Genomic DNA, 14,465 nt, shown 5'->3' with positions numbered 1-14,465 from the left:
TGAGCAATGCATCTGCGCAATCGTGGAAAAGCGGGCGCGAATTCTGCGTGTTCGGCAAACGCTCAATGATCGTCTGCGACTCGGCACGCGTGATCGAGCAGCCCTTCGGCCGTGCCGCTGCCGCCTTCGATGTCGATACCGCTGTTGACGATCAGCCAGCCATCCCGAGCCGCGGACGGTCCCGCGCCGGTAACCAGGATGGTTTGCGTGGCCATCGTCGCCGGATCGGGATTGTCGCGGGCGACGATCCGGAACGGGTTGTCGGCGCCGCTCAGCGAGTTCACCCGCATGATCCTGTAGCGCTCGCCATCGAGCGTCTCCCAACGCCACTCGCCGGGCGTGTCGTGAGCGTGATTGGCGAGCGCGGCGCTGACTTCACGCCGCATGCAGTCGATGTGGATATGCAGCTGGTTTTGCGAGCGACGAGATTCGGAGTTGATTTCGAGGCCGAGCTGATCGTCGGGCAACTCGTGTTTGACCGCTTGCTGCACGTGATGACGCGAATCCCACGCGTCACGCCAGTAGTCCTTCGCATCGGGCGCGAGGATCAGCGGACTTTCGATGCCGGTGATGCGATCGGTCGGCATCAGCAGAAACTGCGAGCGGCCGAGAATGTCCTTCAGGACGACGTAGCGTTTGTCGAGATCGACGACCGTGCATTGATCCGGTGTGCCGGTGGCCTGCTGCGACGGCACGCAGCGGATGTCGACGATCTTCCACAGCGCGTTGGAATCGACCGTCGCGAGGCGCGCGCAGGCGCTGGCGGCGAAAGCGACCGCGAGCACGGCGCTCAAGTGAACGACGCGGCGCACGAGGCCGTGAGATGAGAGGGCGGTGGCGGGGTTCGTCATCGTCGCTTAAGGGGAGGTACGGGCGGGCAAAGCGTCGGAATGCGGGCTGCAACGCGCAGGCATTAAAGCACAAACCTGATGGCGCGCACGTGAAACGCGGGCTTCAAAGCACCGGCGCGGGCAACGTTCCCAATACCTGTTCGAACGCGACACCGATGGCCAGCAGGCGCCTGTCCGAGCCGAGCGGTCCATCGAGTTCGAGGCCGACCGGCAGCCCGCTCGCGCTGATACCCGCCGGCAGCGACAGTCCCGGAATGCCGGATGTGCTGGCCGGGTCGGTATTGCGCAGGAACGCTTCCATCGTATCGATCGGTGGACCGCCGTCGATCGTGACCGTCGACGAGCCGTTCAGATCGTCGATCGGTACCGCGACGAGCCGGGTCGTCGGAAACAGCAACGCGTCGAGACCGGCATTCGCGAACGTCGCGGCGACGTAGTTCTGCAGCCGCGGTCGCCAGTAGTTGAGCGCCGCCGAGTAGTGCGAGCCGAGCACGTCGGCGAGCACGTCGTCGTAGATCGCGCGCACATCCGGGCTCGCGATGCGCACGGCCAGCTCGGCGACGGTTTGCACCGGCGCCCGATTCGCGACCAACCACGCGAGCACGTCGTCACGCGCTTCGTGAATGGCGAGCGGACCGCCGACCATCCCGTTCAGATGCTCCAACTCATTCATCGCGACCGGCACGAACGTGACGCCCGCCGCTTCGAGCTTTTGCAGTGCGGCGCGCGCGACGGCCTCGACCTGTCGCTCGAGAGCATCCCACAGCGGCGCGGGCAAGCCGATGCGCAAGCCATCGAGCGCAATCGCAGGCAACGCGCCGTCGCCGGTGATCACGCCGTCGAGCAGCGCCAGGTCGGCGACGCTGCGTGCCATCGGCCCGACGGTATCGCGCGTATGGCTGATCGGCACCACCGCGTTGGGGTCGTGATAGCGCCGCTCGGCACCGCCATTGCCGACCGATGGACGCAAGCCCGCGGTGCCGGTCAGCGCGGCCGGGATGCGGGTCGAGCCGCCGGTGTCGGTGCCGAGTCCGGCGGGCGCGATGCGCGCGGCGATCGCCACCGCGGTGCCGCCCGACGAGCCGCCCGGTATCAGCGACGGATCGTACGGATTGCGCACCGGCCCCGCGTGCGCGGACAGGTTGGTACTCGTGATGCCGAACGCGAGTTCGTGCATGTTGGCCTTGCCAAGCACGATCGCGCCCGCGTCGACGAGGCGTTGCACCGATGGGGCGTTGGTGTTCGGCACGAAGCCCGCGAGCGCGGGCGTGCCGGCCGTCGTCGGTAGACCTGCGGTGTTGATGTTGTCCTTGACGACGATCGGCAAACCGGCGAGCGGCAGACGTGCCCGCTCAGCCGGCGGCAATGCGTCGATGCGCTGCGCCGCGGCGAGCGCGCCGTGGAAGTCGAGCGTGGTGAGCGCGTTCAGGTGCGTGAGCGCGGCGGCGCGCGCGAGCAGGGTGGCGACGTAGTCGGCGGCTTTGAGGCGGCCCGATTGCAGCGCCTCGACCGCTTGTGTCGCGCTGAGCGCGAGTTGTGCGTCGACGGTCCATGTCATGACCGGCGTCTCCGTATCGATGGGTGCGTCGCGGGTGGCGCGAGTTTCGACTGCATCCGTCGAAGTAGCGGACAGGTCACGCAGGCAGACAGCGAACGCAAGGGTTCGCCTATTCTGGCACATCCGCCTGAAACCCGATGCCGGGCGATGCGCAACGCGTGTCGCGCTCGCTGTCATCGATATCGATGCGCCCCGGGATCTTACTGGTGATTATCGATCCACATACGCCCCCAGTCCGACGCGTAGGCGAGCGCATGCTCTTCGTCGAAGAAGTAGTCGAGCGCGTCGAACGAATAAGCCTTGCGCGTATTCTCGTCGCGCTGCTCGATCGTCAGATTGGCGGCGAATAATCCGTTGGGGAGCAGTTGCGTTGCCGCTTCGACCTCGTAGCCCTTGTAGCGGATGTGTGAGTTCATGATCTTGACTTGTCTGTGTGTCCGCGAGTGTCCTGCGGGATACCAATGCGTGCGGCGCGGCCCTGTCGTTGCCTTAGGTGAGTGAAGCGGCGGGCATGTCGAGCGTTGGGCGCGCTGCGCAGCGGGTGAACCAATCTTTCGTCGAAAGAAAATCAGCGTGGGGCGGAATGGTAATCAAAAGCCCGGATTGGATCGAAGTCGCTGTGTCCGGTGACTCTATTCGCGTGGGGGCGCGGTGTCTGTTATGTGGCGCACGGTCACTCGGCGCAAAGCGTGGCGTCGCGCGCGATTGCGGCGGCGTCACGTGCCGAGGGAGTATTTCAGACCGCGTGCAGGTTCACGGTGCGGTTCATGCGGAACTCATGCAGCGCTAGCAACGCACGTGCATGGCCGCGAACGGACCGGCCGGAGCGAACCGGACTTTGAAGCGTCATCTTAATGAGCGGCTGCCGCGCGGCTAAGCGACTTTTTGTTCTAACGATATAACCCTGCATGAGCAGGTCGCCGAGCCGCTTTGCAATGCGCGTGAGCGCGCGGCCGATAAGCATATGGCGAACCGTTGGTTAGGCGCATGCGGGTCTGACGGTAAGATGGGCTCGTCTCCTCCATGACATCTCCTTAGACATGGGACTCGGCCTCGCTACGCAAGTGGTGGGGCCTTTTTTCGTGGGCCGTTGGCGGACGATGCGCCGCCGTGCCATCGCGGCAATGCCGGCATGCGCGTGCTTGCGTGGAGGCCGGTTCACGATGACGCCGCTTTTAGCATGCTACGATGCCCGCAGTGATTTTCCGCGAGATCGAGTCCAGCATGGCAACCCTGTATGAGACGCTCGGCGTGCCCGCGCACGCCACCGACGACGAAATCAAGCGGGCCTACCGGAAAGCCGCGATGAAGTGGCATCCGGACCGCAACCACGGTGCTGAGGACGTGGCGCGCGCGGCGTTCCAGGAAATCAAGGACGCGTACGCGATCCTGTCCGATGCCGAGCAGCGCAAAGTCTACGACGCGGTCTACGCCGAGCAGATGCGCGAGTGGGAGGCGCAGCACACGCGTCGGCAACGCGCGCAGGCGAAGCGCGAGACAGCGGCGCGCGCGGCCGACGAAGCCGCGTATGCCGAGATGGTGTCGATCGCGATCCGCTTCGCCGACCAGGGTCACAATCGCGACGTGCTGTTCGGCGTACTGCTCGGGCGGCAGTGCGAACCACGGCGCGCCGCCCAGATCGCCGACAGCGTCGCGGCGTTGCAGGCCGCGCGCCGCGACGAGGCGGACGCCGCGCAAAACGCCCAGCGCGCGGGAAAGACCGAGAAGAGCGCGCAAGCGGCGCAAGCCGAGGCGTCCGAGCCCGAACTGGCGGACCCCGCGCGAGACACCGGCACGGCCTCGCAAACCGCCCCTCACGACGCGCAGCCTTCCAGACGCGAGAGCCACGCGAAGCGCGACGAAACCGTCAGCGACATGCATCCGGCCGGCGCGCTCGGCAACCTGTGGTTTCAGTTCCTCAACAGCCTGAAGTTCTGACCCGCCGCCGACGGCGACCGGGCCAAACCCATCGTGCCGGACCCGGCGGGCCGGCGGCAGCGTCGGTTGATCTGGCAAATATTGACAGGTGCTGAATCAGCGGGCCGGACACTGGTACACTGCCCATCGTTCGCAAAGTTGTGCTCTGTGCCCGTGAGTCGAGATATCTGGTGCGAATCCCGAGGCGCAAATAATAAAGACGCCGTAGTGTCACGGGGGCGCAAGACTGGAGCGGCACAATTCCGCCCAGAGGCCAATAAAAATATCGGTACGGGGTAAGCGTGTCCAGAAAATATAAGGTGCTGTTTCTCTGCCGCGATAATTCGATCCGCAGCATCATTGCAGAAGCTTTACTGCGCGAACTGGCGGGGCACCGGTTCGACGCGTTCAGCGCGGGCCCTGAACCGGCCTCGCGCCTTCATCCACTCGCGGTCGCGCAATTGCGGCCCGGCATTTCCGGGCGCGCGGTGCTGAGCCCTAAAAGTTGGCTCGAATTCACCGGCGAATGGGCGCCGCGCATGGATATCGTGATCGCGCTCGACGAATTCGTCGGCGGACTGCACGTGCCGGTATTTCCCGGCGCACCGGCGTTCGTCTATTGGACCATTACCGATCCGCTCGCGGGCGGCCACGGGTCCGCTGACGAGCAGGCCCGTCTTTTCGACAAGACCTTCTGGCAGATCGTCCGGCAGGTCAGCGCGCTTATCGAGCTGCCGCAATATGCGCAGCCTGCCTCGAATCATGCGAATCTCGCCGATGCGGCGAATGCCGTCAATGCGGGGAATACGGTGAATGCCGTAAATGGGGCAAGCGGTGGCACAAAACCGGTGCGTGGCACGGCGGTCCGTTTCGAAGCCGCAGCCATTGTGCCCGCGCCTTCGAGCGCGGCGGCCTGCACCTAGCGGTTATTCGGGCGCCCGAGCCGCGTGCCTGCGAACGGGTCATTCGACCAGTCCACCTGTTTTTTCGGTTGCGGCGCGGGCACCGGTTTTGCGGCCAATTCGAAATGCTCAATGCTCTGGCCGGCACTAATGGCCTGCTTCAACCATTGCGGCATTTCGCCATTGCCGTCCCAGCTGTCTCCGGTCGCATTGCGATAGCGCTCAGCCTTTTTGGCCAATGACTCGGTCGCCAGCGCTGCGGCAAGGTCTTCTGGTCTGATACCAAACTCTTCCATACGATGGCGGAGATACGCAATCATGCTATCTCGCTTCCTTTCGTCCATAGGATATTCGTCCTTCTAAAACGTGCAGCGTGCTGTCGAAGACAGATTGCGGGGAAAAAGCGGCGAAGCGTCGAGCCCGACTGAATGGGGCCGCCCCGCGGTGGGGTTGTCGATTGACGGAAATGTCATGTGCCGGGTTAAAAAACGCTGCTCCCTGAACTGCAATACGGCCTTGGACAAAGACGGCCGCTGGAACAACCGACCCTCGAACCGAGAGTCTCGATCAGCAAATATTTCAGCATGTCGCAACGCGACGAACGAGGCCGGTAAGCCTGACGTTCGCTATGAAAAACTCTGTGTCTCGATGCAATGATTGCGAATGGATGGAGTCGTTCCACGCTGTCCGTCTTTCACCGGACTTTCGCCGACGTGCGGGTTCGCTTTTTTGTGCGTTGTAGCAACATGATAACGCAATGCGCGAGCAAAGCACGCTTAGTTCACGCTGAATTTGTCGGTGAATGCGGTTTGTCGAACGGTGTGGACGATTGGCGACACTGCTGGAAGCTCCTGGATTGAATTCCGGGGTGCGCGAACTATAAAAGAAGGACGACAAGCTGCGCAATGCAGACTTACAGCCGCCTTGCGCGCCGATTCCGCCGACGCTCGGGAACGCGTCGAGTATTGGTTGCAAGCGCGGTAATTCTTCATCTGTTTAGTTCGGTGACCCGTCGCAGCAGTAGCGCATTGGCATCGACCCGTTCCTCGGCCCGATTGGGCAGGTTGGCTGTTCGCGGATCAATTCTTATGGAGGACGAACACTGCTGCGCCGGATTCGAGGAGTCCGGAAATGAGAGTACGTATATTGATGATTGCCGCGACCGCCGTTCTGTTTCTCGCGCCGAGAACGGCCATCGCGGATGAGTTGAGCGGCCAGGCGGGCCCCGCCGTGTCGGGTCGCGCGATGATGGAGCACGATGCGAACGAATCGGCGCAGGCGACGACCGACATGTCGTTCGGTCAGAACTGGGACTCGCGTGAGCAGGGCGTACGCAACGCGTCGTACGGTGGTGTGCCGGCGGGCGAGTCGCAAGCGGGAGGCCGGCGCGGCCGGTCATGCTCGTTCAGCACGGAGTGCAAGACTTATTTCGGTCAATGACCAGAGTTCGCGAGCGGCAGCGGGGCGCCAGGAACGACCCCGGATCGCGAGGCAACGAACGGGTGCCGAGCGCTGCCGCCCGCCTCTCACGCGCTTGATCGCAAGCGCATGCCATTTCACGCGAATGCCAATTCCCGCTGGGCATCAGCGCTGCGCTCGCCGAGGCGAGCGACGATATCGTCGAAGCCGCGCGCCGCGTCGTTTTCCGCCGCTTCGTAGTAACCGCGGAACTCCTCGAGCAGAGCGCGCCATGAACCATGCCAGCGCGTTTCTCTTAGACAGGCGCCGGACGAATCGGCAATACGCAGCACGCCGTTGTCCGGATAGAACGTCAGCGTGACGAGGCGGCCGTCGATGACGCAGGCGGCGGTGCAGGGGCGAGTGGTGACCATGTGTGGTGTCCTTTCGATAAACCAATATATGTGTGGTAGACGCTGACGCTGTTTTAGCAAACGCTGTGCCTGTGATGCCCACATGACTGTGGCCATCGGCTCAGGCGTCCTTCGACGGCAAAATTCGCTCGATCAATACAGCCGTGTTCGCAGTATTCCAATGATTGACGACAATTTTTTGTATTCGTCGCGCAGCGATGCGTAATCGCTTCAGTATCATCCATTAAGGGTTTGTGCTAGTCGTTCGGCGATTGCCAATCTGCCGCGCGCCTACCGCTTTTCAATGCATATCGACCGCGCCGATTCGACTGTTGTCAGGCAACCGGACAGAGTCAGAGCGAGGACGGCTTCGCCGGGCATCTGAGCTCAACGAATTGCAGCCGTCATATTTTTAGGGCAAATGAATCGCCCACCGTCATAAAAGATTTGACGCCGCAAACCCGATTAATCGGGAATGGCGATGCGCCGCCACTTGTCTTGCCATTCCTTTACGCGTTTGCTAGCATCCCCGAAATCGTTTGAAATAGCCATAACGTTCGGCAATTTCCGGACCCGCTTACGTTGGGTCGCCCGGTAGTCCATCTCGTTACGAGGAATATGTTATGGCTAGCTCTCTATCCCTCCGCTGACGCTCGCGGGAACGCATGCGCAAAGCCGCGCGGCTCCTTGCGCAAGGTCATCCGCCACGACTCCGCATACCGATTGCATCGCATGGGGAAGCGCGAGCTTTTCACGACCAGTTCTCCGGGACGAATCGACGCATTAGACAGGAACCGCCATTGGTTTCAAAAAGCATAACCCCGTCCGATAAAAGCGATTAATAGTCGATTTTTATTTTTATTCGAAGCGACTGCACCTGCCGGTGCCAAGCGTAGTACGCGATCTGCGACAAAACATTTGCCGTAACAACGACGCGATCAAAAGGAGCATTTCATGGCTTTCAATTCAACGGTCTCCGGGCTCATGCGGGTGAAGGCGATCGCGGTTGCGTTGGTGGTTTGCGTCGCGGCGGCGGGTCCGGCGCTGGCACAGGGCAGCGCGGCAGCGTCCGCGCCGGAACAGCGGGCAATTGGCGCCGCGGCGCTGCTGCACGTTCAGGCGCGCGTCGTCGCGATCGATCCCGCGACGAACAGCGTGACGCTGCGCGGCCCGCAAGGCAGCGAGGAAACTTTCGACGTGAATCCGCAAGCCGCCGACGTCAGCAAGCTGCATGTCGGCGACGTCGTGACGATTGCGTACAAGAAGGCGGTGCTGGTCGGTGTCGACAAACTCGCGCCGAACGGAATCCGCCAGCGCATCGATACCGAAGTCACGCAGCCTGCGTCCAACGGTGTCGTTGCATCGGCGCGGCGCGTCGAGGTCGTCGCGACGGTGCGCAAGATCGATCGCAAGAAGCGCACGATCACGCTGCGTGGGCCGTCGCGCACGGAAACGCTCGACGTGGCGCCGGACATTGCGCTCGAGAAACTGAAGGTCGGCGATTCGGTGCGCGCGGTCTTCGTCTCTGCCATCGCGGCGTCGGTGTCGCGCAATGACGCGGACGTCAAATAACGGCGATCGAGAAGGCTTAAATAAACTACGCTGAAGCGTATCGAGGTGCGCGGCGTCGAACCGCAACCGGCGGTTCGACGTCGCACCGGCCATTGCGGCTCAGGTTTCACGATGGTCATCGCGTCGCGCGCGAAGGAGCGGGGAATGGAACGGAGCGAAACGGAAACCACTGCCGAATCGGAGCGCAAACGGCTGGTCCGCAGCAAGATACACGTGGGCCTCGCGGCGCTCGGCACGTTGTCGTCGGTGTTCGGGATCGGCATTGCGATCATCGGCGGGATCAACTTCGACCAGACCAAGGTGCTGCTCGGCGTCGGCATCATCGTCGTGTCGACCATTCTGTATGTGTCGATGCTTTTCGTCGCTGCCGGGGATTAGCCGCTTCGCTTTCCTTTAGCGCTCGCTCCCGCAGCCGATCCACTTTTGCTATCGCCCCCTCCAATAGTCGAATTGTTGGCGCATCGCACCGTCCGTATATTGGCTGCAGCGATATACAACTACTCGATGGCACGCCGCACGGCGGCCCACAGGAGCACAGCAATGAATCGGATCGATCTGGAGGGGCGCACGGTCGTCATCACCGGCGGCGCGCGTGGCATCGGCTACGCGGTCGCGCAGCGGGCGTTGCGCTCGGGCGCGTCGGTCGCGTTGTGGGACGTCGATAGCGAACGGCTCGAGCGCAGTCAGCGCGAGCTGAGCGAACTCGGCAAGGTGAGCGCCGTCACAGTCGAGCTGACCGACGACGCCGCGGTCCAGCAGGCCGCCGCGCAAACGGTGGCCGAGCACGGCTCGATCGACGTGCTGATCAACTGCGCGGGCATCACCGGCGGCAACGGCACGACCTGGGAACTTGCGCCCGACATGTGGCGCCGCGTGATCGACGTGAATCTGATCGGCCCGTACCTGACCTGCCGCGCGGTCGTGCCGCAGATGCTGAAGCAGGGCTACGGCCGCATCGTCAATATCGCGTCGGTGGCGGGCAAGGAGGGCAATCCGAATGCTTCGCACTACAGCGCGTCGAAAGCGGGGTTGATCGGGCTCACCAAGTCGCTCGGCAAGGAACTCGCGACCAGAAACATCCTCGTCAATGCGGTCACGCCGGCCGCGGCCAAGACCGAAATCTTCGATTCGATGTCGCAGCAGCACATCGACTACATGCTGTCGAAGATTCCGATGAACCGTTTCCTGCTGCCGGAAGAAGCGGCGTCGCTGATCCTGTGGTTGTCTTCCGAAGACTGCGCCTTCAGCACCGGCTCGGTATTCGACCTGTCGGGCGGCCGCGCCACCTATTGAGCGCGCTGCCCCGTGCATTGCTCACGCAGTGCTCACGTCCCGCAGCGTATTGCACACGCGTCGAACGCGCGTTGTCGAGCCGCTTCGACGCCTCTCTCACGGAGCCCTTTCATGGCCATGCCTACCATCCGGCACGTGCGTGCCTTCATCGTTCGCGGCGGCGGCGCGGACTATCACGACCAGGCCGGCGGACACTGGATCGACGATCACATCGCGACGCCGATGGCGCGTTATCCCGAGTACCGCCAGAGCCGCCAGTCGTTCGGCATCAATGTGCTCGGCACGCTGGTCGTCGAGATCGAAGCGAGCGACGGCACCGTGGGCTTCGCGGTGACGACCGGCGGCGAGATCGGCGCGTTCATCGTCGAAAAGCATCTCGCGCGTTTTCTCGAAGGGCAGCTGGTGACCGACATCGAGAAGATGTGGGATCAGATGTACTTCGCGACGCTGTACTACGGGCGCAAGGGCGTCGTGCTGAACACGATTTCCGGTGTCGATCTCGCGCTGTGGGATCTGCTCGCAAAGGTTCGCAAGGAGCCCGTGTATCAACTATTGGGCGGCCCGGTGCGCGACGAGCTGGTGTTCTACGCGACCGGCGCGCGGCCCGATCTCGCGAAGGAGATGGGCTTCATCGGCGGCAAGCTGCCGTTGCAGCATGGTCCCGCGGAAGGCGAAGACGGACTCAGGCAAAACCTCGACAAGGTCGCCGACATGCGCTCGCGCGTCGGCGACGACTTCTGGCTGATGTACGACTGCTGGATGAGCCTCGACGTGCGCTACGCGACGCGGCTCGCGCAAGGCGCGCACGAATACGGCCTCAAATGGGTCGAGGAATGTCTTCCTCCCGACGATTACTGGGGTTACGCCGAACTGCGCCGCAACGTGCCACGCGGCATGATGGTGTCGACCGGCGAGCACGAGGCGACGCGCTGGGGCTTCCGGATGCTGCTGGAGATGCAGTGCTGCGATCTGATCCAGCCCGACGTCGGCTGGTGCGGCGGCATCACCGAGCTGATCAAGATTTCCGCGCTCGCCGATGCGCACAACGTGATGGTGGTGCCGCATGGGTCGTCGGTGTATAGCTATCACTTCGTCGTCACGCGCCATAACTCGCCGTTCTCCGAGTTTCTGATGATGGCGCCGAAAGCCGACGAAGTCGTGCCGATGTTCAGTCCGCTGCTGCTCGACGAGCCGGTGCCGGTGAACGGGCGCATGAAGGTGCCGGACACGCCGGGCTTTGGCGTGCGGCTCAATCCGGAATGCGCGCTGGTGCGGCCTTATCAGCATTGAACGGGTCGAACGTTTTGAATCTGTGCCGAACGGCGAACCGCCGCAAAGGAGACCAAGGTGCTGCTCAAGGACAAAGTCGTGATCGTCACCGGCGGCTCGCGCGGCATCGGACGCGCGATCGCGGTGGCCTGCGCGCGCGAAGGCGCGGACGTGGCGATCAACTACTGGGGCGACAACGACGCATCGTATGGCCGGCGCTCGGCGGTCGAGGAAGTCGTCGGCGAAATCGAGGCGTTGGGGCGGCGCGCGATCGCGGTGGAAGGCAACGTCGCGGCGCGCGACACTGGCCAGGAGCTGGTGCGACGGACGGTCGACGCTTTCGGCAAGCTCGACGTCCTCGCGAGCAATGCCGGCATCTGCCCGTTTCACGCTTTTCTCGACATGCCGGCGGAGGTGCTCGAATCGACGGTCGCGGTCAATCTGAACGGCGCGTTCTTCGTGACGCAGGCTGCCGCGCAACAGATGAAAAAGCAGGGCACCGGCGGCGCGATCGTCGCGACGAGTTCGATCAGCGCGTTGGTGGGCGGCGGCATGCAAACGCATTACACGCCGACCAAGGCCGGCGTGCATTCGCTGATGCAGTCGTGCGCGATCGCGTTGGGGCCGTTCGGCATCCGCTGCAACTCTGTCATGCCGGGCACGATCGCCACCGATCTGAACGCCGAAGATCTCGCCGACGAAGCGAAGAAGGCCTACTTCGAAAAGCGCATTCCGCTCGGCCGCCTCGGGCGTCCCGACGACGTCGCCGATTGCGTCGTGTTTCTCGCGTCGGACCGCGCGCGCTATGTGACGGGCGCCGCGCTGCTCGTCGACGGCGGCCTGTTCGTGAACCTGCAATAAGCGGCGCGCGATGCGGGCGTCAATTGACCGTGACGGGCGTAGTCGGCGTGCCGGGTGCGGCGGCCGGATTGTCGCGCGCGAGGTCGCGCGAGAAGCCGCGCAGCAGTTCGATGAAGCGCAGCGCCGGCTCGGCGAGCTGCTCTTCCTTGCGCGTGAGAATGCCGAAACCCGCGAGACTCTTGCCGATTTCGAGCGGCAGCGCGACCAGCAGCCCGCCGCGCACATGATCGCGCACGACCGACTCCGGCAGCATCGCGACCGCATCGTAATTCTCGAGCAATTGCAGCGTCGCGAAGATCGACGCGCATTCGGTCAGATTGACTGGCGTGGCGAGCCCGGCTCGCGCGAGTTCTTCCTCGAACAGCACGCGCGCCGGACTCGTGACGGGTTGCGCAACCCACGGCCACGCGACCAGTTCGCGCAACGTGATGCGCGTGCGCCGCGCGAGCGGATGCACGGCGCGAACGACGAGCAGCAGCGTTTCGCGCGCGAGCGGCTCGAAGCTGAAGTCGTTGTGCTGCAGAGGGTTGGTCAGGCGCCCCAGCGCGAGATCGACCTCGCGCCGATGCAGCAATTGCACGACCTGATCGCTTGTTTCACCGAGGATGCGCACGCTGAGCAGCGGGCTTTCGGTCTTCAGCGCGGCGACCGACATCGCCAGCAGATCCGGCGCGGCGCCCATGATCGCGCCGACGGTCAACTGGCCGTGACCGCCGCGGCGTTTGACATCGAGGTCTTCGGCGAAGCGTGTGAGTTCGGCAAGCGCACGGCGCGCGTAAGCGAGCGTGACGACGCCGAGCGGCGTCGGCGTCATGCCGCGCGCGTTGCGCTCGAACAGCAGGAAGCCGAACGCTTCCTCGATATCGCCGAGCATGCGGCTCGCGCTCGGTTGCGCGACGTTGACGGCCTCGGCGGCCTGATGCAGGTTGCGGGTGTCGTCGAGTGCGACGAGCAGGGCGAGATGCTTGAACTTGAGACGATTGACGAGTGCGACGGCGGCTGAATGTTGGCTCATGGTGCCAGTAGGAGTGCCCGTGCGATTCGGTTTGTGGATCGCCCAATCCCAACAACGGATTGAGAGGCTATCGATGCAGGAATTATAGTCGTTCGAAGAGCGACAGGAGACAGGCCGCAATGGAGACAATCGCTTTCCGGATGGTGCTGAACCCCGGCATGCGCGAAGAATACGAACGGCGTCATACGCAGATCTGGCCCGAGCTCGTTGACGCGCTGCACAACGCCGGCGTGCGCGACTACCGGATTTTCTTCGACCCCGACACGCATCTTCTTTTCGCGGTGCTCTCGCGCACCAGCGATCACACGATGGACCAGTTGCCGCAACTCGACGTGATGCGCAAATGGTGGGATTACATGGCCGACATCATGCAGACCGCGCCCGATCACACGCCGCTGTCGCAGACGCTCGAACCGGTCTTTCGTCTCAGTCATTGAGTCGAGCTGAACGCAGTTGAACCCCGCAACGACGCACGAACCTCGAAACGCTTTTCACCGGACGAAGGTGCCGCATGCAGGTTGTCGATTCGCATATCCATCTGTGGGATCTGAAGACGCATCGCTATCCGTGGCTGGAGAACCCGGGCGTGTCGTTCGTCGGCGATGCGCGCGATCTGAAGCATGACTATCTGCTCGACGATCTGCTCGGTGAAGCGGGTGACATCGACGTGCTGAAGCTCGTGCACGTCGAAGCGAATCACGATCCGGCCGATCCCGTCGAGGAAACGCGCTGGTTGCAGTCGATCGCGGATCGCGACGCCTCGCGCGGCATGCCGAACGCGATCGTCGCCGCCGTGGACCTGTCCGCGCAAAATGCGCCCGCGTTGCTCGAAGCGCATGCGTCGTTCGCGAATACGCGCGGCATCCGGCAGATTCTCAACGTGCACGACAACAAACTGTTCGATTACGTCGGCCGTCATTACATGCGCGAGCCGCGGTGGCGCGAGCATTTCGCGTTGCTGCGCCGCTACGACCTGTCGTTCGATCTGCAGTTGTATCCGTCGCAAATGGAAGAGGCGGCCACCTTGGCGCGTGCGCATGCGGACACGCTTCTGGTCGTCAATCATGCGGGCATGTTCGTCGATCGTAATAGCGTGGCCGGTTACCGCGCGTGGCGCGAAGGCATGCGCCTGCTCGCGGCGTGTCCGAACGTCGCGGTGAAGATCAGCGGGCTCGCGATGTTCGATCATCACTGGACCGTCGAAAGCATGCGGCCTTATGTGCTCGAAACGATCGATACGTTCGGCGTCGAACGCGCGATGTTCGCGTCGAATTTTCCGGTCGACCGGCTGTTTGGCTCGTATACGGATTTGTGGCGCGCGTATGCGGCGATCGTTGGCGATGCGAGCGAGGATGAGAAGGACGCGCTGTTTCGGCGCAACGCGGAACGGTACTACCGGATTTGACGCGCCGCGCG

17 protein-coding genes are annotated in these 14,465 nt (G+C 63.3%); 10 read left to right on the top strand and 7 right to left on the bottom strand.

The annotated features are described in order from the left end of the window. Positions 1-62 precede the first annotated feature (62 nt). From OKW45_RS08095 to OKW45_RS08080, 4 genes are all read right to left on the bottom strand, one after another. On the bottom strand, positions 63-851 hold the full coding sequence (locus OKW45_RS08095; protein ID WP_429467053.1) for a CDP-diacylglycerol diphosphatase: 789 nt from the start codon (positions 849-851) through the stop codon (positions 63-65). A 103-nt stretch (positions 852-954) separates the two neighbouring features. Beyond that, positions 955-2,409: an indoleacetamide hydrolase gene (gene iaaH, locus OKW45_RS08090; protein WP_429467051.1), complete on the bottom strand. Its 1,455-nt coding sequence runs from the start codon at positions 2,407-2,409 to the stop codon at positions 955-957. A 200-nt stretch (positions 2,410-2,609) separates the two neighbouring features. Further along, the gene (locus OKW45_RS08085; protein ID WP_008917353.1) at positions 2,610-2,825 is read right to left on the bottom strand and encodes a DUF6566 family protein; all 216 of its coding nucleotides are present in this window, start codon (positions 2,823-2,825) and stop codon (positions 2,610-2,612) included. A gap of 320 nt (positions 2,826-3,145) precedes the next feature. Further along, positions 3,146-3,373 carry a hypothetical protein gene (locus tag OKW45_RS08080; protein WP_429467049.1) on the bottom strand — a complete coding sequence of 76 codons (228 nt, stop codon included), beginning with the start codon at positions 3,371-3,373 and terminating at the stop codon, positions 3,146-3,148. A 260-nt stretch (positions 3,374-3,633) separates the two neighbouring features. On the opposite strand from OKW45_RS08080, the gene OKW45_RS08075 reads away from it, so the two are divergent. After that, positions 3,634-4,347 carry a J domain-containing protein gene (locus OKW45_RS08075; protein ID WP_026226697.1) on the top strand — a complete coding sequence of 238 codons (714 nt, stop codon included), beginning with the start codon at positions 3,634-3,636 and terminating at the stop codon, positions 4,345-4,347. 281 nt (positions 4,348-4,628) lie between these two features. After that, positions 4,629-5,249 carry an arsenate reductase/protein-tyrosine-phosphatase family protein gene (locus tag OKW45_RS08070; RefSeq protein ID WP_429467047.1) on the top strand — a complete coding sequence of 207 codons (621 nt, stop codon included), beginning with the start codon at positions 4,629-4,631 and terminating at the stop codon, positions 5,247-5,249. Here OKW45_RS08070 and OKW45_RS08065 read toward each other — a convergent pair. Continuing rightward, positions 5,246-5,572, bottom strand: coding sequence for an H-NS histone family protein (locus OKW45_RS08065; RefSeq protein ID WP_026226695.1), 327 nt, complete (start codon positions 5,570-5,572; stop codon positions 5,246-5,248). The genes OKW45_RS08070 and OKW45_RS08065 overlap by 4 nt on opposite strands. Before the next feature lie 787 nt (positions 5,573-6,359). Here OKW45_RS08065 and OKW45_RS08060 point away from each other — a divergent pair. Then, positions 6,360-6,668: a hypothetical protein gene (locus OKW45_RS08060; RefSeq protein ID WP_026226694.1), complete on the top strand. Its 309-nt coding sequence runs from the start codon at positions 6,360-6,362 to the stop codon at positions 6,666-6,668. Between the two features lie 116 nt (positions 6,669-6,784). On the opposite strand, the gene OKW45_RS08055 is transcribed toward OKW45_RS08060, so the two are convergent. Next, positions 6,785-7,060: a hypothetical protein gene (locus OKW45_RS08055; protein WP_018425435.1), complete on the bottom strand. Its 276-nt coding sequence runs from the start codon at positions 7,058-7,060 to the stop codon at positions 6,785-6,787. Positions 7,061-7,993: 933 nt separating this feature from the next. Here OKW45_RS08055 and OKW45_RS08050 point away from each other — a divergent pair. The 5 genes from OKW45_RS08050 to lra1 all read left to right on the top strand — a co-directional run bounded on the left by OKW45_RS08050 (position 7,994) and on the right by lra1 (position 12,034). Then, positions 7,994-8,611 (top strand): copper-binding protein, encoded by a 618-nt coding sequence (locus OKW45_RS08050; RefSeq protein WP_429467045.1) that lies wholly within the window; start codon positions 7,994-7,996, stop codon positions 8,609-8,611. Between the two features lie 144 nt (positions 8,612-8,755). Continuing rightward, on the top strand, positions 8,756-8,989 hold the full coding sequence (locus tag OKW45_RS08045; protein WP_026226693.1) for a hypothetical protein: 234 nt from the start codon (positions 8,756-8,758) through the stop codon (positions 8,987-8,989). Between the two features lie 162 nt (positions 8,990-9,151). Continuing rightward, complete coding sequence (locus tag OKW45_RS08040) at positions 9,152-9,904, top strand: SDR family NAD(P)-dependent oxidoreductase (RefSeq protein ID WP_018425431.1); 753 nt, start codon at positions 9,152-9,154, stop codon at positions 9,902-9,904. Positions 9,905-10,015: 111 nt separating this feature from the next. Next, entirely contained in the window at positions 10,016-11,194 is a 1,179-nt protein-coding gene (rhmD, locus tag OKW45_RS08035) for an L-rhamnonate dehydratase (RefSeq protein WP_429467043.1), read from the top strand. A gap of 57 nt (positions 11,195-11,251) precedes the next feature. Further along, positions 11,252-12,034 (top strand): L-rhamnose 1-dehydrogenase Lra1, encoded by a 783-nt coding sequence (lra1, locus tag OKW45_RS08030; RefSeq protein ID WP_018425429.1) that lies wholly within the window; start codon positions 11,252-11,254, stop codon positions 12,032-12,034. A gap of 19 nt (positions 12,035-12,053) precedes the next feature. Here the strand turns inward: lra1 and OKW45_RS08025 are convergent, their stop codons facing one another. Next, entirely contained in the window at positions 12,054-13,049 is a 996-nt protein-coding gene (locus OKW45_RS08025) for a LysR family transcriptional regulator (protein ID WP_018425428.1), read from the bottom strand. 119 nt (positions 13,050-13,168) lie between these two features. Between OKW45_RS08025 and rhaM the strand changes: the two genes are divergently transcribed. Beyond that, positions 13,169-13,486, top strand: coding sequence for an L-rhamnose mutarotase (gene rhaM / locus OKW45_RS08020; RefSeq protein WP_429467041.1), 318 nt, complete (start codon positions 13,169-13,171; stop codon positions 13,484-13,486). Between the two features lie 74 nt (positions 13,487-13,560). Continuing rightward, positions 13,561-14,454 (top strand): amidohydrolase family protein, encoded by an 894-nt coding sequence (locus OKW45_RS08015; RefSeq protein WP_429467039.1) that lies wholly within the window; start codon positions 13,561-13,563, stop codon positions 14,452-14,454. The last annotated feature ends 11 nt before the right edge of the window (positions 14,455-14,465 follow it).

Source organism: Paraburkholderia lebeckiae (assembly GCF_050436225.1).
Lineage (GTDB): Bacteria > Pseudomonadota > Gammaproteobacteria > Burkholderiales > Burkholderiaceae > Paraburkholderia > Paraburkholderia tuberum.
The sequence above is the reverse complement of the archived record's forward strand: the minus strand, read 5'-3'. Positions and strand labels throughout refer to the sequence as shown.